We start from the raw sequence: 19446 nt of genomic DNA, 5'->3' as shown, positions 1-19446 counted from the left end.
TCTCCGTTTTTTGGATGCAGCACAGGATACGCGCGCCAGGCGACTGCTGGCAAGTCAGAGGGGAACGGCATCCGCGAACACGCGATCAATCATCTCTTGCGTCCCGCGCGAAAACTCCAGCGGGCAAGGATAGGCCACCCCGTCGCGGACCGAGCGACAGAAGGCTTCAACCTGCAGTTTGTAGTGATCGTCGCCTGGGAACCGGGTCACCTGAACCTCAAGCCCCGGTCGATGCAACTCGACCCGCGCCTCGCCAAACACCCGCGCGTTGAACGGGGCGGTCAGGCGGATGACACCGCCTTCACCGTGAAACACCATCTCTTGATGCGGGTGCATCCGGATCGAGACATAGGCCGAATAGGTAAAGCCCGGGAATTGCGCGCGAATTTCGGTGAACGTATCGATGCCGTCCTGCCAACGGATCGCGGATTGAACTGCAGAAGGCTCCTGCCCTGTAGCGAACCGCGCGCCACCGATGACATACACCCCGATATCTCGCAGCCCGCCCCCGCCGGTCTCTGCACGATTGCGAATGTTCGTCACTTCCTCACGATTGTCGAAACTGAACGCGCCTGTCACATGGACCAGCTTGCCAATTGCGCCATCCGCGATGAGTTTCTGCACGAACTGCCATTGAGGGTGATGCACGATCATATAGGCCTCAGCCGCGAGCAAACCTGTCTGATCGCGCTTTTCGATCAACGCATCGAACTCAGCCGCCTGCATCGTCATCGGCTTTTCGCACAGCACATGTTTGCCCGCGTCGAGCGCCCTCAGGCTCCATTCGACATGCATGTGATTTGGCAGTGGGATATAGACGGCCTCGATCTCGGGATCATCCAGAAGCGCGTCGTAGCTGTCATAGACGGTCAGATCGGTGCAAAAAGCCTGAAAAGGCTCGGCCTTGGCCGCGTTTGAGGTCGCAAGCCCGGCCAACCGCGCCCCGTCTGCGGCGTGAATTGCAGGCGCCATATATTGCCGCGCAAATTTGGCAGCCCCCAGAACACCAAATCGAACCGGTTTCTGCATCGCTCTCTCCCTGATCAGGCCATTTAGATGTGCCGCTGACTCAAGACCGAGGCGGGGCAAGTGTCAACAAACGATGCAAAGAGGATGAGGTATCCGGCGCAGCACTTTGATTTTCATCACTATAAAAAAACAGCCCGCAGGTATCTGCGGGCTGTGCGATCCTTGGATCTAGCGGGTAGTTAACATACCCTTCTCGCGGGCTAAATCGCGCATTTTCTTTTGAAGTTTCTCAAAAGCGCGGACCTCAATCTGACGAATACGCTCGCGGCTCACATTATATTGCGTGCTGAGCTCTTCCAAAGTCACCGGCTGATCCATCAAACGGCGCTGGGTCAGGATGTCCTTCTCGCGGTCATTCAGCACCTCAAGGGAGGCTGCCAGCAGCTCACGCCGGGCGTCCAGTTCATCACGGGCTTCGTAGTCGCCCGCCTGATCGGCGTCTTCATCCTCAAGCCAGTCCTGCCATTGCATGGTGCCTTCGCCCTCGGACCCGACGGTCGCGTTCAGCGAGGCATCGCCGCCCGACATGCGGCGGTTCATGCTGATGACCTCTTCCTCGGTCACGCCAAGATCATTGGCGATCTGAGTGACGTTTTCGGGGCGCAGGTCGCCCTCTTCCAACGCACCGATACGGGCCTTGGCCTTGCGCAGGTTGAAGAACAGCTTTTTCTGCGCCGAGGTTGTGCCCAGCTTCACCAGCGACCAAGACCGCAGGATGTATTCCTGGATCGAGGCGCGAATCCACCACATTGCATAGGTCGCCAGACGGAAGCCCTTTTCCGGGTCGAACCGTTTGACCGCCTGCATCAGGCCCACATTGGCCTCGGAAATAACCTCGGCCTGCGGCAGACCGTAGCCGCGATAGCCCATGGCAATCTTGGCCGCCAGGCGCAGATGCGACGTGACCATTTTATGAGCGGACTCGGTGTCCTGCTCTTCGACCCAGCGCTTGGCCAGCATGTATTCTTCTTCCGGCTCCAGCAGAGGAAACTTGCGAATTTCCTGCATATAGCGGTTCAGTCCGCCCTCAGGCGTCGGCGCGGGGAGATTTGCGTAATTTGCCATTTTGATGTCCCTCCGACAAATGTTTAGCTCTTTAACATACGATATGGGTAAGGAACCCATCCCTTTCAAGAGGTACCGTTAACAGTTTGAAATTAAGCTTGGGTAAAGGAAAGCTAAGAAACTCTTACTCACAAGAGTTTGCGTATTATGACAAGGGGGTGCGCAGCGTTTCAATCAGGTCCTGCATGTCCCGCGGCAGATCAGCTTCAAATCGAAGGTTTTCGCCTGTTACCGGGTGTTCAAAGCCCAATACGGCGGCATGTAACGCCTGACGCGGAAAGGCGCGTACGGCCTCAGAAGTTGCCGCACTGAACACTTTGGCCGCCAATTTACGTTTGCCGCCATAAACCGGATCACCGACCAGACCATGGCCTGCATGGGCCATGTGCACGCGAATCTGATGGGTGCGCCCTGTTTCCAGCCAGCATTCGATTAGCGCGAGCCCTGCCGGGGCACCAAATGTTTCAACCACACGCGCCCGCGTCACCGCGTGCCGCCCTCCGTGAAACAAAACCGCCTGTTTCTGACGGTCGGTCTTGTGTCGGGCAAGCTGAGTGGTCAGGCGCATGATATTGCCCGGCTCGAAACTGACGCCTTTGACACCCCGCAAGCGCGGGTCATTGGCATCGGGCACCCCGTAGCAAACCGCCCGGTAATAGCGTTCAACACTATGCGCCTCGAATTGCGCCGCAAGCCCTTGGTGAGCTGCATCCGACTTGGCGACCACTAGAAGCCCACTGGTTTCCTTGTCGATCCGGTGGACAATGCCGGGTCGTTTGACCCCGCCGACCCCGGACAAGTCTGCCCCGCAATGATGAAGCAGCGCATTCACGAGCGTTCCACTCGGCGAGCCCGGCGCAGGATGCACGACCATCCCGGCGGGTTTGTTCACCACAATCAGGTCGTCATCCTCGAAGACCACGTCCAGCGGGATATCCTCGGGGCCGATATGGCTGTCTTCGGCCTCGGCAACCGTGATGATCACCATGGCTCCTTCCGCCACCTTGGCCTTTGGATCGCGCACCTCAGCGCCCTCGACCAGAACCGAGCCCTCTTCGATCAAACGGGCTAAACGAGTGCGTGACAGGTTTTCCTCGGCTGGCACATCCCGCGAAAGCGCCTTATCAAGGCGAGGCGGCGGAGCGGCCGCGATCTGAAACTCAACCTGTCGGGTGCCCATGACTGTCCCTTCCGAACCACAAGAAGAACCGCAGGAAACGCCGCAGCTGAGGCTGCTTCGACGCATGGTCATGTTGCTGACCGCGGTGATGATTGGCGGGGTTCTAGTGACATTCGCACTGATTGTCATCCGGCTATCGGACCGGCCCCCAACCCTGCCCGATCAGATCGAACTGCCGGATGGAGCCAAAGCACAAGCGGTAACGATCGGGAACAACTGGTATGGCGTCGTCACTGACGACAACCGCATCCTGATCTTCGACAAAACCACTGCGAAACTACGGCAAGAGATAGTGCTGGAGCCCTAGGCGTCGGCTTGTTCGAAGACTTCCGCAAAGGTCTTTTGCAGGGCAGTATCCACATCTGCCATGGTCACCGGCAACCCCAAGTCAACCAGCGATGTCACGCCGTGCTCCCGAATGCCGCAGGGCACAATGCCCGAGAAATGGTCCAAGTCAGGCTCAACATTGATCGAGATGCCGTGAAAGCTGACCCATTTGCGCAGGCGCAGGCCGATAGCGGCGATCTTGTCTTCCGCGGGTTGTCCGGTAATTGTCAGCGGTTTGTCGTCTCGCTGCACCCACACGCCAACGCGCCCGTCGCGAATCTCGCCTTTGACGTTGAACTCATCCAATGCGGCGATCACCCAGGACTCGAGCTGCTTTACAAACAGGCGCACATCACGGCCCCGTTTATTCAGATCAATCATGACATAGGCGACGCGCTGACCGGGGCCGTGATAGGTGTATTCCCCGCCACGCTTGCTTTCATAGACAGGGAACCGGTCTGGGTCGGTCAAATCCTCTGGTCGCGCAGATGTACCCGCCGTGTAAAGAGGTGGGTGTTCGAGCAGCCAAACGCATTCCTCGGCCTCGCCTGCAGCAATAGCCGCTACGCGTGCCTCCATAAAGGCGACGGCCTCTTGGTAGTCGGTCAGCCCGTCTGAGATCTTCCATTCCATGCTTGCCTCATACCGTGCCGGTCGGTTGGGGGAAAGAGGTCACGCGGCCTCTTCCAGACATTGCTTGAGGACATTGGCGTACGTCTCGACCCCTTGCGCCCCTGTGGTCAGGTATTTCCCGGCAAATACCATCGAGGGTACGCCGGAAATGCCGCGACTGGTCCAGAATTGCTGTTTCTCCCGCACCGAGGCCTGATGATCCCCGGATGCCAAAGCCGCCCGCGCGGCTTGCGGGTCCAACCCGGCCGCCTCAGCCGCGTCTGTCAGTACATCGATGTCAGAAACATCCTTTTGATCCGTGAAATATGCTTCGAAAAGCGCAAGCTTCAAGGGATGCTGCCGCCCCTGCCCCTCGGCCCAGTCCAACAACTGATGCGCCTGGAACGTATTCACCATGCGGCTGTCGTCGGTGAAATTGAAAGCAAAACCAAGCTCTGCCCCAATCGAGGTCAACCTCTCGCGCGCCTGTGCGCTTTGTTCGGCGGTGCTGCCGTATTTCTCCATGATGTGTTCGCGCAGGTTCTGCCCTTCGGCTGGCATCTGCGGGTTCAGCTCGAACGGATGCCACCTGAGCCGCGCGAGTACGTTTTGCTGTTGCAACGCCTGATCAAGCTGTTTGAAGCCGACGATACACCAAGGGCATACGACATCAGAGACAACATCAATCTGAACAACGGGGCGGGTATCCGGGGTGGTCATCGGGGGCTCCTTCAGGGTGGTTGGCTGATACAGATATGAATGCTGGTGCTGAATTTAAACCAACGCGCTTTTGCCTCTTCACATCCGGGTTCCAAGGGTCTATACGCCGCGCTACCAAGTCATTGGCAGTGCGGTCGTGGCGGAATTGGTAGACGCGCAGCGTTGAGGTCGCTGTGGGGTAACTCCCGTGGAAGTTCGAGTCTTCTCGACCGCACCAACAAAAACAATAGCTTGGCTGTTTCCCCTCAATGCCGCGACTATTCTTTGCAACTGAAAAGTAGCTTTGCGTCCGTCTTTGACGGATCACCATTGCCGCGCCTTAGCTTTCCTACTGTTGCATAGCAAAACGACTTGAGCGCCAAGCAGGTTGTTCAAGGCACCTAGATACGCGATCTTGTTTGGCGGACTGAAGGACCGGCGGCGCGTGGCGTTAATGTAGGACTAGCGCCCGAAGGCATTCCTGTCCGCAACCGCGTTCGTCCCACGCTTTTCCTATTGGCTATGCGTCCTGAGCCTAGCGCATCAAATGCCTCGATCGAATCGGTGAGGCGCCTAAATCCACGTACAATCCCTACGCACGCGCCCCTCTGTTTCCAAGCTGCAGCCATAGGCCATTTCAACCCTGCAATATTCGACAGCAATTGTGGCCATTTAAGTAAAAGCTTAACCAAATTTCACTAAACCGGCATACATTCGCCCGGTTACAGAGTAGCATTGTCCTACCAGTCTTGAGTGAGTGGTATGTTAACCGGTAACCCGGATCTGCTCCGGTGACCCGTGAAGTGTATGGGTACGAGTCTGCCGTTCCGACCCCAAATCGGAACGGCAATTTCGTTCCGAGCTATGTTTCAGGCGCCTAGGGCAGCCCAATACCCGAATGCTCTAAGCCTGGAGCACAGCCTTGATTTGCTCGGCGTGTCTAGCGATCGCTTCGAAATCTCCCATCTTGCCGGGTGCGCGCAGGGGTTCACCTTCATGTCGGGGCAGAATGTGGAAATGCAGGTGGAAGACCTCCTGGCCGCCTGCGGCTTCGTTGAATTGCTGAATGGTCACCCCACCGGCGTCGAACGCCTGCTTGGCAGCGCGGGCCAGTTTCTGAACGGTCGCCATAACGGCATTCAACTGCTCGGGCGTGGCGTCCAGCACATTGCGGCACGGGGTTTTCGGGATGACCAGCAGATGACCATCGGCACGAGGCATGATGTCCATGAATGCCAGCGTCTCATCATCTTCGTATACGCGGGTCGAGGGGATTTCGCCGCGCAGGATTTTGGCGAAAATATTGTCCGGATCATATGCTGACATGTCGGGCCTCTGAATTTGCAATGTGTTCAAAGAAGTTCTGCGGTTCGAACGTGCGTCGGTCAAGGCGGAACTCGGCCGATTCAGGCTGACGAACCTGCGTGACCTCTTGAAAGCTGGGATGAAATAGCCAGATTCGACCCATCGATGATCTGAATTCGCGGCGCAGCGCTCTGCCCGCGACAATTATTCTTGATCCAGATCAAACTCGGCCATTGAAGGCAACCTCAACGCAATCTAAAACCAGCAGTAATCCCGCGCACCGGAGAGGTCTGGTTGCGCGGCGTAGTTGCAACAGGAGGCACCTAAAATGGCAGACGCAGCCATTCATGGCCACGATCATGAAGACGAGCGCTCGTTCTTTCAGCGCTGGTTCATGTCGACCAACCACAAGGACATCGGGATTCTCTACCTGATCTTCTCGGCTATCGCCGGGTTCATCTCGGTGGCGATGACCGTTTACATGCGGCTTGAGCTGATGCACCCCGGTGTTCAGTACATGTGCCTGGAAGGCTTCATGGCCGATCCATGTACACCTAACGGCCATCTGTGGAACGTGATGATCACCTATCACGGTGTTCTGATGATGTTCTTCGTTGTCATCCCTGCCCTGTTCGGCGGATTTGGCAACTATTTCATGCCGTTGCAGATCGGTGCGCCGGATATGGCGTTCCCGCGGATGAACAACTTGTCCTTCTGGCTGTACGTCGCTGGTACCTCTCTGGGTGTGGCCTCGCTGCTCAGCCCCGGCGGTAACGACCAGTTGGGTTCAGGCGTGGGCTGGGTTCTTTACCCGCCGTTGTCCACGACCGAGGGCGGCATGTCCATGGACCTTGCGATCTTCGCCGTTCACGTCTCGGGGGCGTCATCGATTCTGGGCGCGATCAACATGATCACAACCTTCCTGAACATGCGTGCCCCGGGCATGACCCTGTTCAAGGTGCCGCTGTTCAGCTGGTCGATCTTTGTCACTTCGTGGCTGATTCTGCTGTCGCTGCCGGTTCTGGCAGGCGCAATCACCATGCTGCTGATGGACCGCAACTTCGGCTTCACCTTCTTTGATCCAGCCGGTGGCGGTGACCCGATCCTGTATCAGCACATCCTGTGGTTCTTCGGCCACCCGGAAGTGTACATCGTGATCCTGCCCGGTTTCGGCATCATCAGCCACGTGATCGCGACCTTCGCGCGCAAGCCGATCTTCGGTTACCTGCCGATGGTCTGGGCAATCATCGCGATCGGTGTTCTGGGCTTCGTCGTATGGGCGCACCACATGTACACCGTTGGCATGTCGCTGCGTCAGCAGGCCTATTTCATGCTGGCCACTATGGTCATTGCGGTTCCGACTGGTGTTAAGGTCTTCTCGTGGATCGCGACCATGTGGGGCGGCTCGATCGAGTTCAAGACACCGATGCTGTTCGCCTTCGGCTTCCTGTTCCTGTTCACCGTTGGCGGTGTGACCGGTGTGGTTCTGTCGCAGGCTGGTATCGACCGTGCCTATCACGACACCTACTACGTAGTGGCACACTTCCACTATGTGATGAGCTTGGGTGCCGTCTTTGCGATCTTCGCTGGCGTCTACTTCTACTTCTCGAAGATGACAGGCCGCCAGTATTCCGAGTTCTGGGGCAAGATCCACTTCTGGATGTTCTTCATCGGCGCGAACCTGACCTTCTTCCCGCAGCACTTTCTGGGCCGTCAGGGCATGCCGCGCCGCTATATCGACTACCCTGAGGCATTCGCTCAGTGGAACTTCGTGTCGTCGATCGGTGCATTCGTGTCCTTCGCTTCGTTCCTGCTGTTCTTCGGCATAGTGTTCTACGCCCTCTTCCGCGGCGCAAAGGAAACACGTCCGAACCCGTGGAACGAGTACGCGGATACGCTGGAATGGACCCTGCCGACGCCGCCGCCCGAGCACACGTTCGAGCAGCTGCCAAAGCAGGAAGACTGGGACAAAGGCCACGCGCACTAAGCCCCGGCTGAGAAACCAAGAAAACCCCGCCATCCCGGCGGGGTTTTTCTTTGCGCATTTACCTTTTGGAACAACACATCGCCAGAACGGGCAAAATAGGCTATTCTGGTAAGGGAAACTCATCCGGCGATCCGGGGAGGGTCCAGATGCCCGAAATTGACTTTTGGTATTCGATCGGAAGCACATACAGCTTTCTGACGATCATGCGCCTTGATGATTGGTGCACTGATAACGACGCCTCAGTGCGTTGGCGCCCGTTCAACGTGCGCAGCGTGATGTCCGAACAGCAGAACGTGCCCTTTGCAGGTAAGCCGGTGAAATCTGCATATATGTGGCGTGATATCGAACGCCGGGCGGCCAAGTATCACATCCATGCCAAGCTGCCCGCGCCCTACCCCATTTCGGACCTGCCTGTGGCCAATCAGATCGCCCTACTCGGGATGAGTGAGGGTTGGGGCAAGGATTTCACCCAGAACCTCTATCGGATCTGGTTTGAAGACGGCGTCGAAGCAGGCAGTGAGACTGCTCTGTCCGAGGCCCTTTTGCGGTGCCAACAAGATCCCCGCCTTGTCCTTTCTCGCGCGCGCAGCCCCGATGCCGTCGCGGCGCTAGAGGCTGAAACCGAACAAGCAAAACGCCTCGGGGTTTTTGGCGCACCTAGCCTTGTCGTAAGGGGCGAGGTTTTCTGGGGCGATGACAGATTGGACGATGCTTTATCTTGGGTCCGAGTTGGCCACGTCGTGTGATCTTTAACCTTAGACAGCACATAACTTTGCGCTAGTTTTCCACTATGCCCTATCAATGGAATCATACCTCGGACACAGAACAGGAATTGCGCCTCTGGCCGCATAACTCATTGCCTCCGCGCGGCGCGATGATTGTGATTCTGTCGGTTTTCACCTTCGGTCTTATTCCCGTTCTGGCCATGCTGGGATCGGTAGTCTTGTGGGGGTTGCTGCCCTTCCTGTTGCTGACAGTTCTGGGCCTGTGGCTCGCGATCCAGACGAACTACCGAGCGCGCAGCGCGGTCGAGGTTCTGACCCTCAGCGGCTCACAGGCGCGTCTGATCCATCAGTCACCGGGAAAACAGCAGCAGGAATGGTCTTGCAACAGGTATTGGGCCCGCCCCGAGATGCACGAAACCGGTGGGCCAGTGCCGCACTACGTGACCCTGATCGGAGCTGGTCGCGAGGTCGAGATTGGCGCGTTTCTGTCCGAGGATGAGCGGATCACCCTCTATGACGACCTGATAGCAAAACTGCGCGGACCGGCCGCGCAGTAGAGGTTCAGCCTCAGCAGTCGCCGTTCGAGGCGGTACACAGATGGTCTTTGACCATCGGACCGACCTTGCCGAAATCCATCTGCCCGGTGTATCGCGTCTTCAACTCGCCCATCACTTTGCCCATATCGCGGATCGAGCCCGCCCCGGTCGCAGTGATAGCGGTCTGAATTGCTTTCGAGACCTCATCTTCATCCAGCTGCTTGGGCAGGAATTCCTCGATCACCGAGACTTCCAGCAATTCCCGTTCCGCCAGATCCAGACGTCCGCCCTCTTCATAGGCGCGGGCGCTTTCCTTGCGCTGCTTGGTCATTTTACCAAGAATTTCAAGAACCTCGGCGTCACCGCAGCCCTTGGCCTCTTCGTTTTGCGAGCCGCGCGCGGCGATATCGCGATCCTTGATCGCAGCATTAATCAACCGCAGAGTCGACAGCCTCTCAGCCGCCTTGTCTTTCATCGCTTGCTTCAGAGCGGCATTCACCCGTGATCGCATGTCCATATGGTTTGTCCATCCCCATGACAAAGGAACCCCGAACATATCCAAACAAAAAGCGTGACACAACAGGGGGTGAATACCGCTAACCTATTGAAACACAAAGATAGCCTAAAAAATGATCAGACTTGACCCGAACGTATAACCCCCTTAGGTATGCGCCGATTTACCTGCAGGAGAGTTGTGCCATGGCCCAGAACGCCCCGTCCAAGCCCACCGCATGTCTGGCTTTGGCCGACGGAACTTTGTTCTACGGAATGGGCTTCGGCGCCACCGGACAGACCGTGGCCGAGCTGTGCTTCAACACTGCCATGACCGGTTATCAAGAGATCATGACCGACCCCTCCTATGCCGGGCAGATTGTCACTTTCACTTTCCCGCATATCGGCAATGTCGGCGTGAACCCTGAAGACGACGAAACCGGCGATCCGGTGGCTGCGGGCATGGTCGTCAAATGGGACCCGACCGAGCCGTCAAACTGGCGCTCGGCCGAAGAGTTGAAGGGATGGTTGGAGCGTCGTGGCCGTATCGCGATCGGTGGCGTAGACACCCGCCGCCTGACCCGCGCGATCCGCCAGCAGGGTGCGCCGCACGTCGCATTGGCCCACGACCCAGAGGGCAACTTCGATATCGAAGCTCTGGTTTCTGCCGCGCGCGGCTTTGCGGGGCTTGAAGGGATGGACCTCGCGAAGGACGTCACCTGCGCCCAAAGCTACCGCTGGGATGAGATGCGTTGGGCCTGGCCTGACGGCTACCAGCGCCAAGAGGCCCCTGCACACAAGGTTGTCGCCCTTGATTTCGGCGCAAAGCGCAACATCCTGCGCTGCCTGGCGTCGGCCGGATGTGACGTGACCGTTCTGCCCGCAACTGCCACAGCCGCCGAAGTTCTGGCCCATGAGCCTGATGGCGTCTTCCTGTCCAACGGCCCTGGCGACCCGGCGGCCACAGGCGAATATGCCGTACCGATGATCAAGGAGATCCTCGACACCACCAAGCTGCCGGTGTTCGGCATTTGCCTCGGTCACCAGATGCTGGCCTTGGCGCTTGGCGGACAGACCGTCAAGATGAACCACGGCCACCATGGCGCGAACCACCCGGTCAAGGATCTGGAAACCGGCAAGGTCGAAATCACCTCGATGAACCACGGCTTTGCGGTCGATGCGCAGTCGCTGCCCGACGGGGTGGTTGAAACGCACCGTTCGTTGTTTGACGGCTCCAACTGCGGCATCCGCATGACAGACCGCCCGGTGTACTCGGTGCAATACCACCCCGAGGCCTCCCCCGGACCGCAGGATAGTTTCTACCTGTTCGAACGTTTTGCCAGAGCGATGGCGGATACAAAAGCACAGGCATGAACACCAGATTTCCGCGTGTTTATCAGAGTTAACCGTGCGTTAACCTTAGTCGTTCAACCCTGACGCCAACAAAAGGCGTCGGGGTTTTTTCTTCTATGGTTGATTTGAACGCACAACAAATCTCTGCAACACATCCGATCCCGTCGCCTGAGCTTCGCAAACCCTTAGGGGCGTGTCTGGTTGATGCCGGGGTGATCAAGCAGGACCAACTGGATCACGCGTTGGACCTTCAGGCCCGCCAGAACGCTCCTCTCGGAGAAATTCTGGTGAGTGAGCGCTGGGCCAGCCGCAAAGACGTTCTGGCCGCTTTGTCCGCGCAAACCAACCTGCAGATCGCCGATCTGGTGCAGACCCCGCCTTCTGCTGAGCTAAGCGCTCTCAAACCCATGGAGTTCTGGCTTCGCCACAATGTGATCCCTTGGCTACGGATCGGTCCGTTTCTATTTGTCGCCACCGCGCGCCCGGATCGCTTTGCCACGGTATCGGCCGAAATGGCGGGCGGCGATTTGACCATCGTTCCGGTTGTCGCCGCTGCCGATCAGATCGACCGCTCGATTGCGCAGATCTTCTCGGACCAGTTGGCCCAAAATGCCGAGGCCCGCGTGACCGAGGATCAAAGCTGCCGCACCTGGACCGCCTGGAGCCGGACCCGCAGCGCGAGCATTGTGGTGCTGGCGCTGCTGGCTTTCGTTTCGTTTCCGCTGACGGGAATGGCTGTTCTGGCGACGGCGGCTGTGGTGTCGCTGCTGTTGTTCATGATCATGCGGTTCTTAGGCCTCTTGGCTTTTGCCCACCAAAACCTGCGCCCGCAGCCCGCCCCCTCCTCGCCGGTGACCGCTCTGCGACAACCCTGCGTGTCGATCATGGTGCCTTTGTACAAAGAGCGTGAGATCGCAGGCGCGTTGATCCGGCGACTTCAGCGCCTGACCTACCCCAAAGCGCTGTTGGACGTGATTTTGGTGCTTGAGGAAAAGGACGATGTCACGAGGGACACGCTGTCAAAGGTTGAGTTGCCCAGTTGGATCCGAACCATCGAAGTGCCCGAGCTGAACGGCCTGACCACTAAGCCCCGCGCCATGAACTATGCTTTGGATTTCTGTCGGGGCGATATTCTGGGCGTCTGGGATGCCGAAGATGCCCCCCAACCCGACCAAATTGAGCGGGTCGTTGAACACTTCACGCAGGCCGCGCCCGAAGTCGTCTGCTTGCAAGGCGCGCTTGATTACTACAACCCGCGCACCAACTGGCGCTCTCGCTGCTTTACCATCGAGTATAACAGCTGGTTTCGGGTTATTCTTCCGGGGATCGCTAGGCTGGGTTTCGTGATCCCTCTGGGCGGCACAACCTTCTTCTTTCGCCGCGACAAGCTGCTGGAGCTTGGCGGATGGGACGCCCACAACGTAACCGAGGATGCCGATCTGGGCGTTCGCCTCTGCCGCGCCGGCTACCGGACCGAGATCGTGAACACTACCACATTTGAGGAGGCCAACTTTCGCGCCTGGCCGTGGGTCAAGCAACGCTCGCGCTGGCTCAAAGGCTTCATGGTCACCTACCTTGTCCATATGCGCGCGCCGTTTCGACTGCTGTGGGATCTGGGGCCGCTGAAATTCATCGGCATTCAGGCGTTTTTCATGGGTACGGTCGGGCAGTTTTTACTGGCCCCCGTCCTGTGGATGTTCTGGCTGACCACGCTGGGGCTGAGCAACCCGTTCCTGCTAGTGATCCCGATGCAGACATTCAAAACCCTGATCTGGCTGTTTCTGGCCGCAGAAGCGTTGAATTTCATCATCGGCGTCATCGCCGTCTGGGCGAAAGAGCGACGGTTCCTGCTACCCTGGGTCCCTACGATGATCCTCTATTTCCCGCTCGGGGTCGTGGCGGCCTACAAAGCATTGTGGGAACTGGCCGCCAAACCGTTCTTCTGGGACAAAACCCAACACGGGCAGGCCTCCGAGGACCTGCCGCCGCAGGACGCCTAGATCGCTTTGCGTTTGATTTGAATCGAAATACGCTGCCTCTCCCTATCATCGAACGCGCATTTCGATAGCTTTACCTCAGATAAAACGCAAAACGCTTTAGCCGTCACGCCGGATCGCATCCTGCTTCAAACGGGTCATGAACGCGACCGAGATATGCTCTTTCAGGGCCTTCGCTGCGCCCTCTTCATCCCGCGCAGCGATGGCTTCGACGATGCCCTTGTGTTCGCTCTGCGCGATTTCACTACGCCCTTGCGCCGCCAGAGATGTGGTCGCCATCAACGCCATGGTCCGATGCACAAGGTCCAGTTGCTGCACCAGATAGCGGTTGTGTGAGGCCAAATGGATCTGCTCGTGAAAACGTCGATTCGCCCGCGACAGCGCCGCCGGATCATCGACCAACGCGTCATCCTCGGCGACCATCTCCTGCAACACGCGAATTTCTTCCTCGGTCGCATGTTTGGCCGCGAGGCTTGCGGCCAACCCCTCCAACTCGCGCCGCACGATGTAAAGTTCGGCCATTTGGTTGTGGTTCAGGGAGGCCACGATCAGCGACCGCCCGTCCCGCTCCAACAGAGACTGCGTTTCCAGACGTTGCAGCGCCTCGCGAATGGGGGTGCGGGATACGCCGAACCGTTCGGCCAATTCGCTTTCGACAAGACGATCTCCGGGCTTGTAGATACCGACATCAATGGCGTCGAGTATAAGCGTATACGCGTCTTTGCTGGGGTGTCTGGACTGGGGCATGGGGCGATTGGTCTCCTCGTTCGGACCTGTCTATCCGTCCTAACCGTCTGCAATCAAGTGCGGCATTGAAAACCTGCCCCCAGCGCCCTACACCGTAGGCATGGTCAAACCGTCCTTCAGCCACGTCACGCAATGGGTGTTCGATCTGGACAACACCCTCTACCCGCCACAGATGCGCCTGTTCGATCAGATCGAGGTGTTGATGACGGATTACGTCGTGCAAGCCATCGGCGTCGACCGGGCTGAGGCTGATCGGCTGCGGGGGCACTACTGGCGCGAATACGGAACCACGCTGGCGGGTTTGATGGCCGAGTATGATCTGGACCCCGCCCCCTACTTGCACGCAGTTCACCAAGTCGACCTGAGCCATATGGACCCGGACGCCGAACTGGCTGACCATATCCGCGCCCTGCCCGGTCGCCGCATCGTCTACACCAATGGCAGCGCGCCTTATGCCGAGCGTGTCCTTGAAGCGCGTGGGCTGACCGGTCTGTTTGATGCCATCTACGGGGTCGAGCATGCCGGATATCGGCCTAAACCTGAAAAGGCCGCGTTCGAGGCAATCTTTACACAAGACGGGATCACAGCGGAAACGGCTGCGATGTTCGAAGACGATCCGCGCAATCTGGCTGCCCCGCATGAGATGGGAATGCGCACGGTTCACGTCGCACCCGACCCGCATGATGCCGATCATATCCACCACCACACCGACGATCTGACCGCCTTCCTTGCCCGCCTGCGATAGGCTGTCACACTGCGACGATCTGTATATTCTGCAGCTGCAAAATCATCCCTATATGCCGGTCTGCGACGAACAGAACGGAGACCCTGATGACCGCGACAATGATGCCGCACCGCCTGCCGATTTGGCAGCGCCTGCTTTTTGCAATTCCCCTCTTTGGCTGGATGGCCCGCGACGTGGCCGATGGCCGCCCCGAGGATCTGGGCTATACCGCTGTTGCGATTGTCAGCATGTGGGGCTGTTCAGCATTGCTGTTTGGCCTGCCGGGCCTATACATCCCTGCACTGATGATGGTTCCGGTCATGTTTCTGGTCCTCATCCTGATTTCGCGGGGCTAACACGCGGGACAGGATGTCGCTTGGCGCAGAGGCATGAACCAAACTAGGTTTTGCCGGGAACGGAGAATGCGCCATGACTGACAGCTGTGACATCCTGATTTCCGGCGGTGGCATCGCCGGCCTGACCGCTGCCGCCGCATTTGGCGCCGCTGGGTTCAACGTGGTGTGCGTGGACCCGACACCGCCGATCACCGAACGCGACGTGGATGGCTCTGACCTGCGGACCACAGCGTTTCTGCAACCCTCCCGCATTTTGCTGGAACAATGCGGAGTGTGGGACCGGCTGGACAACCACGCCGCACCACTGCAAGTGATGCGGATCGTTGACGCGGGCGGCGACGTTCCCGAACCGCGCGTCGTGCGGGACTTCAACGCCTCGGACATTTCCGAACAACCTTTTGGCTGGAACCTGCCCAACTGGCTGCTGCGGCGCGAGATGGTCGCGCGCCTGTCGGAACTGCCCAATGTCGATTTCCGCCCCGGCACCGCAACGGTCAGCCTGTTCACCCGCACCGCCGAGGCCCGAGTAGGGCTGAGCGACGGCAGCCGTATCCGCTGCAAGCTGGTGATCGCCGCAGACGGTCGCAACTCACCGATGCGCGAAGCCGCCGAGATTTCCGTTCACACCACGCGTTACGGTCAAAAGGCCCTGGCCTTTGCGGTGACACACCCAATCGCGCATGAGAATGTCTCGACCGAGATCCACCGTTCTGGCGGGCCATTCACCTTGGTGCCCTTGCCCGATTGGCAGGGTCAGCCATCGTCGGCCATTGTCTGGATGGAGCGCGGTCCGCGCGCGGTCGAGTTGCTGAACCTCTACGCAGATGCTTTTGAGGCCGCGATGACAGAACGCTCCTGCGGGTTGTTTGGACCTTTGAAGCTGGCCTCACGCCGCACGATCTGGCCGATCATCAGCCAATCGGCTGAGCGGTTGTCGGGTGAACGTATTGCCCTGATGGCCGAAGCCGCCCATGTCGTGCCGCCCATCGGCGCGCAGGGTCTAAACATGTCTCTGGGCGATCTGCGAACCCTGCTGGACCTTGCACAGGCCCGGCCCGACACTCTGGGCGATGCACAGATGCTTGAGGCCTACCACAAAGCCCGCCATACCGAGATCGAGCTGCGGGTGAAGGGGATCGACCTTCTGAACCGCACCTCAATGCTTGAGGCGCGGCCCCTGAGGGATGCACGCGCCATGGGCCTCAACGCACTTTATTCCTTGGCGCCGGTGCGCAAAACGTTGATGCAGATGGGCCTTGGCATGCGCTGAGGCCCTAGCGGCTTACAGAACTTGATCCAACACGCGCTTCAAACGCGCAATCGTGCCGTCGACGTCATAGAGCTTGTCGAGACCGAACAGACCCAACCGGAACGTGCTGAAACCGGCAGGCTCATCACATTGCAGCGGCACACCAGCCGCGATCTGCATCCCCAAAGCGGCGAATTTCTTGCCGTTCTGGATCTCGGGATCGGCGGTATAGCTGACCACGACGCCCGGAGCGCCAAAGCCCTCGGCCGCGACTGAAACGATGCCCTTGTCCTTCAGCATTGCACGCACGCCATTGCCCAAGGCCCATTGCGCCTCGCGCAGCTTTTCAAAGCCGTAGTCCTGCGTCTCGGCCATCGTATCGCGGAACGCGCGCAGCGCGTCGGTTGGCATGGTCGCGTGATAGGCATGACCACCATCCTCATAGGCCTCCATGATTTGCCGCCACTTCTTGAGATCAATGGCAAAGCTGTCGGACTGGGTGTCCTGCAGCCGCGCCTCGGCCCGGTCCGAGAGCATGACCAAACCGGCACAAGGCGACGCGCTCCACCCTTTCTGGGGGGCCGAGATCAGAACGTCCACACCGGCGGCCTTCATGTCGACCCACACGCAGCCCGACGCGATGCAATCCAGAACCATCAGCGCGCCGACCTCATGCGCAGCTGCAGCCATGGCCGAGACATAGTCATCCGGAAGAATCACCCCGGCCGAAGTTTCCACATGCGGGGCAAACACAACATCCGGGCGCTGCTCGCGGATCGCCGCAACCACATCGTCGATCGGTGCGGGCGCAAACGGCGAAGGGCTGTCATTGCCGGTCTCACGCGCCTTCATCACCGTGACCGATCCGGTCAGCGCGCCGTTTTCGATAATCTGGCTCCAACGGTAGGAAAACCACCCGTTGCGCACCACCAAGACATTGGCATCACGGGCAAATTGACGGGCCACGGCCTCCATCCCATAGGTACCACCACCAGGGATGATGGCAACGCTGTCGGCATTGTAGACCTGTTTCAGCATGCCCGAGATATCGCGCATCACCTGCTGAAAGCTCGCAGACATGTGATTCAGGGATCGGTCCGTAAACACAACCGAAAATTCTTCGAGGCCATTTGGGTCGATGGAATCCAGCAAGGCGGGCATTTGATGTCCTTTCAATCAGTGTTGACGGCACCTTCAACACATTATCATTGCGGGTAAAGCGCATTTCCGACGAAAAGGTGACGCAAAGTCATCTTTGTTTTTCAGTAAAAATTAACCCTCAAACACGCCATTATTTTAGTATTGACGCCAACTAGTATCACATACCCTTTACACTTCTGCGTGCTTCTGCCCAGATGCATACACTTTTAAAACGAAGGGAAATTAAAACCCGTGACTGCAAATAAGCGGATCAGCTTTCAGAGTGTTCGAGATGAGGTAAAGCGCAGGATCGAAAGCCGAATTTGGCCTCAGGGTTCGTTGCTGCCGACGGAAACTCAGCTGGCGGAAGAATTCAATTGCGCCCGCGCGACCGTCAACCGCGCCCTGCGCGAACTGGCCGATCAGGGAGTCGTCGAACGCAAACGCAAAAGCGGAACACGCGTCAAGAAAGAGCCCAGCAAACATGCCAAGCTGGAGTTTTCCTTGACTCGTCAGGTGGTTGAAAACCAGAACGCGGCGTATCGCTATGCCTTGGTCGAGCGCAACGTTGTCACCAGCCCCGGCTGGCTGGCATCGCAGCTCAGCGTCGCGCCAGATGCGCGCATCCTGCATGTCATTTGCATGCACTACTCCGACAACAGACCGTTTCAGTTAGAAGAACGCTGGATCAACCTTGAAACCGTCCCCGAAGTCGAGCAGGCCGACCTGAGTGACAATGGCCCGCACGAATGGCTGTTGAATGCAGCACCGTTTACCGATGCCGAAGTCGCATTTTGCGCCGTGTCAGCCGACAGCCGATTGGCCGAGTTCATGGGCACCACCGCGGGCACGTCGATGATTCAATTGGAGCGCACAACCTGGAAAGATGAAAAGCCCCTGACCTTTGCGCGGATGACGCATCATCCGGGCTTCTGCATTCGCACCAAGTACTGATCCGGTTCAACCAATTGGTCCGGGTAACCGTTCTTCGCTGAGCAAGACATTTGCCTCGACATCGCCGGCACCGGGAAGGGTCATAATCCGCCGCCGCAGGACCCGTTCGAAATCCGACAGGTCTCGGGCAACCACGCGTAGGCGGTAGTCGTACAACCCCAGAACATGCTCGACGGTCTGCACCTCGGGGATGGCACTGACGGCGCGCTCGAAATCCTCAAGGCTCACCTGCCCTTTGCGCGCCAGTTTAACACCTAGGAAGACGGTGACACCGAACCCCAAGGCTTCGGCATTCAGGCGTAGACGACGACCTTTGATTACGCCCGCCTCTTCCAAACGGCGGATGCGCCGCCACGTTGCGGGTTGCGACAGGTCCAGACGACGCCCAAGCGCGCCGGCGCTTTGGGTTGCGTCCTGCACCAGTGCGCGGAGGATCTTGCGGTCGATTTCATCCAGCTCAATCATACTGGCAGCACCTCATCCCGTTTGAGGCGCGCGATGTGCATCAATGCTTCGATATCGGCAATATGCGGCAGGGTCAGAATGCGGTCCCGATAGACCTGCTGATAGTGGGCCATATCCCGCGCTAGTACCGAAAGGCGCACATCCACGCGGCCAAGGAAGGTTTGAATCTCGATTACCTCGGCAACCTCGCGCGCGGCCGCAGTAAATTCGTCAAACGCACGTGCTTGTGTCTTGTCCAGTGTGATCCTCAACGAGACCTCGACGGCGTAGCCCAAAGCGGCCCAGTCGATCACGGCCTCTTGGCCTTCGATCACCCCCGCCGCCTGCATTTTTTCGATCCGTCGCCAGCAAACACCCGAACTGATACGGCACCGTTCGGCAAGTTCGGCCGTTGTCAGGCTTGGCTCCGCCTGAAAATGGCGCAGTATCCGCCGATCAACATCATCAAGCATGATTTTTTCACGTTTCCACAATTCAGAGAATTATTCTTCATCTTTTTTACAA

The 19446-nt window shown here is 58.4% G+C and carries 21 protein-coding genes and 1 tRNA gene; 11 read left to right on the top strand and 11 right to left on the bottom strand.

All coding sequences use genetic code 11. From position 1 onward, the window contains the following. Window positions 1–54: 54 nt before the first annotated feature. From ACR0I8_RS07115 to ACR0I8_RS07105, 3 genes are all read right to left on the bottom strand, one after another. Window positions 55–1029 (bottom strand): Gfo/Idh/MocA family protein, encoded by a 975-nt coding sequence (locus ACR0I8_RS07115; protein ID WP_170689941.1) that lies wholly within the window; start codon window positions 1027–1029, stop codon window positions 55–57. 168 nt (window positions 1030–1197) lie between these two features. After that, window positions 1198–2094 carry an RNA polymerase sigma factor RpoH gene (gene rpoH / locus ACR0I8_RS07110; protein WP_170469987.1) on the bottom strand — a complete coding sequence of 299 codons (897 nt, stop codon included), beginning with the start codon at window positions 2092–2094 and terminating at the stop codon, window positions 1198–1200. A gap of 145 nt (window positions 2095–2239) precedes the next feature. Beyond that, window positions 2240–3274, bottom strand: coding sequence for an RluA family pseudouridine synthase (locus ACR0I8_RS07105; protein ID WP_170689940.1), 1035 nt, complete (start codon window positions 3272–3274; stop codon window positions 2240–2242). Here ACR0I8_RS07105 and ACR0I8_RS07100 point away from each other — a divergent pair. Further along, entirely contained in the window at window positions 3273–3581 is a 309-nt protein-coding gene (locus ACR0I8_RS07100) for a DUF6476 family protein (RefSeq protein WP_170689938.1), read from the top strand. The genes ACR0I8_RS07105 and ACR0I8_RS07100 overlap by 2 nt on opposite strands. Here the strand turns inward: ACR0I8_RS07100 and lipB are convergent. Then, window positions 3578–4234 carry a lipoyl(octanoyl) transferase LipB gene (gene lipB / locus ACR0I8_RS07095; RefSeq protein WP_170689936.1) on the bottom strand — a complete coding sequence of 219 codons (657 nt, stop codon included), beginning with the start codon at window positions 4232–4234 and terminating at the stop codon, window positions 3578–3580. The genes ACR0I8_RS07100 and lipB overlap by 4 nt on opposite strands. 39 nt (window positions 4235–4273) lie before the next feature. Beyond that, the gene (locus ACR0I8_RS07090) at window positions 4274–4933 is read right to left on the bottom strand and encodes a DsbA family oxidoreductase (RefSeq protein ID WP_170689934.1); all 660 of its coding nucleotides are present in this window, start codon (window positions 4931–4933) and stop codon (window positions 4274–4276) included. 130 nt (window positions 4934–5063) lie between these two features. On the opposite strand from ACR0I8_RS07090, the gene ACR0I8_RS07085 reads away from it, so the two are divergent. Next, window positions 5064–5150 (top strand) — tRNA-Leu (locus ACR0I8_RS07085). Between the two features lie 665 nt (window positions 5151–5815). Here ACR0I8_RS07085 and ACR0I8_RS07080 read toward each other — a convergent pair. Continuing rightward, complete coding sequence (locus ACR0I8_RS07080; protein ID WP_170689932.1) at window positions 5816–6238, bottom strand: HIT family protein; 423 nt, start codon at window positions 6236–6238, stop codon at window positions 5816–5818. 307 nt (window positions 6239–6545) lie between these two features. Between ACR0I8_RS07080 and ctaD the strand changes: the two genes are divergently transcribed. From ctaD to ACR0I8_RS07065, 3 genes are all read left to right on the top strand, one after another. After that, entirely contained in the window at window positions 6546–8204 is a 1659-nt protein-coding gene (gene ctaD / locus ACR0I8_RS07075; protein WP_170376446.1) for a cytochrome c oxidase subunit I, read from the top strand. A 146-nt stretch (window positions 8205–8350) separates the two neighbouring features. Beyond that, the gene (locus ACR0I8_RS07070; protein WP_170689931.1) at window positions 8351–8950 is read left to right on the top strand and encodes a DsbA family protein; all 600 of its coding nucleotides are present in this window, start codon (window positions 8351–8353) and stop codon (window positions 8948–8950) included. 44 nt (window positions 8951–8994) lie between these two features. Beyond that, on the top strand, window positions 8995–9486 hold the full coding sequence (locus ACR0I8_RS07065; protein ID WP_170689929.1) for a DUF2244 domain-containing protein: 492 nt from the start codon (window positions 8995–8997) through the stop codon (window positions 9484–9486). Window positions 9487–9496: 10 nt separating this feature from the next. On the opposite strand, the gene ACR0I8_RS07060 is transcribed toward ACR0I8_RS07065, so the two are convergent. Then, window positions 9497–9982 (bottom strand): GatB/YqeY domain-containing protein, encoded by a 486-nt coding sequence (locus tag ACR0I8_RS07060; protein ID WP_170551479.1) that lies wholly within the window; start codon window positions 9980–9982, stop codon window positions 9497–9499. 182 nt (window positions 9983–10164) lie between these two features. On the opposite strand from ACR0I8_RS07060, the gene carA reads away from it, so the two are divergent. Both carA and ACR0I8_RS07050 read left to right on the top strand, forming a co-directional pair. Then, window positions 10165–11331, top strand: coding sequence for a glutamine-hydrolyzing carbamoyl-phosphate synthase small subunit (carA, locus tag ACR0I8_RS07055; RefSeq protein ID WP_170551492.1), 1167 nt, complete (start codon window positions 10165–10167; stop codon window positions 11329–11331). A gap of 95 nt (window positions 11332–11426) precedes the next feature. Next, window positions 11427–13310, top strand: coding sequence for a glycosyltransferase (locus ACR0I8_RS07050; protein ID WP_170689928.1), 1884 nt, complete (start codon window positions 11427–11429; stop codon window positions 13308–13310). Window positions 13311–13406: 96 nt separating this feature from the next. On the opposite strand, the gene ACR0I8_RS07045 is transcribed toward ACR0I8_RS07050, so the two are convergent. Then, on the bottom strand, window positions 13407–14054 hold the full coding sequence (locus tag ACR0I8_RS07045) for a GntR family transcriptional regulator (RefSeq protein ID WP_170470033.1): 648 nt from the start codon (window positions 14052–14054) through the stop codon (window positions 13407–13409). 100 nt (window positions 14055–14154) lie between these two features. Between ACR0I8_RS07045 and ACR0I8_RS07040 the strand changes: the two genes are divergently transcribed. The 3 genes from ACR0I8_RS07040 (at window position 14155) to ACR0I8_RS07030 (ending at window position 16404) form a co-directional block, all read left to right on the top strand. Further along, entirely contained in the window at window positions 14155–14799 is a 645-nt protein-coding gene (locus ACR0I8_RS07040) for a pyrimidine 5'-nucleotidase (protein WP_170470036.1), read from the top strand. Window positions 14800–14885: 86 nt separating this feature from the next. Then, entirely contained in the window at window positions 14886–15134 is a 249-nt protein-coding gene (locus tag ACR0I8_RS07035) for a hypothetical protein (RefSeq protein ID WP_170689926.1), read from the top strand. 73 nt (window positions 15135–15207) lie between these two features. Beyond that, window positions 15208–16404 carry a UbiH/UbiF family hydroxylase gene (locus ACR0I8_RS07030; RefSeq protein ID WP_170689924.1) on the top strand — a complete coding sequence of 399 codons (1197 nt, stop codon included), beginning with the start codon at window positions 15208–15210 and terminating at the stop codon, window positions 16402–16404. A gap of 12 nt (window positions 16405–16416) precedes the next feature. Here the strand turns inward: ACR0I8_RS07030 and ACR0I8_RS07025 are convergent, their stop codons facing one another. After that, window positions 16417–17544, bottom strand: a complete 1128-nt coding sequence (locus ACR0I8_RS07025; RefSeq protein WP_170689923.1) for an aminotransferase class V-fold PLP-dependent enzyme — start codon at window positions 17542–17544, stop codon at window positions 16417–16419. Window positions 17545–17775: 231 nt separating this feature from the next. Between ACR0I8_RS07025 and ACR0I8_RS07020 the strand changes: the two genes are divergently transcribed. Then, on the top strand, window positions 17776–18477 hold the full coding sequence (locus ACR0I8_RS07020) for a GntR family transcriptional regulator (protein ID WP_170470049.1): 702 nt from the start codon (window positions 17776–17778) through the stop codon (window positions 18475–18477). Between the two features lie 6 nt (window positions 18478–18483). Here the strand turns inward: ACR0I8_RS07020 and ACR0I8_RS07015 are convergent, their stop codons facing one another. Further along, window positions 18484–18942 carry an Lrp/AsnC family transcriptional regulator gene (locus ACR0I8_RS07015; RefSeq protein ID WP_170376412.1) on the bottom strand — a complete coding sequence of 153 codons (459 nt, stop codon included), beginning with the start codon at window positions 18940–18942 and terminating at the stop codon, window positions 18484–18486. Continuing rightward, window positions 18939–19394, bottom strand: a complete 456-nt coding sequence (locus tag ACR0I8_RS07010) for an Lrp/AsnC family transcriptional regulator (protein WP_170376410.1) — start codon at window positions 19392–19394, stop codon at window positions 18939–18941. The genes ACR0I8_RS07015 and ACR0I8_RS07010 overlap by 4 nt, the downstream gene beginning before the upstream one ends. Window positions 19395–19446: the final 52 nt, after the last annotated feature.

It is taken from the genome of Ruegeria sp. BG9, assembly GCF_056538305.1.
This window is presented reverse-complemented; position numbering and strand designations above follow the sequence as displayed.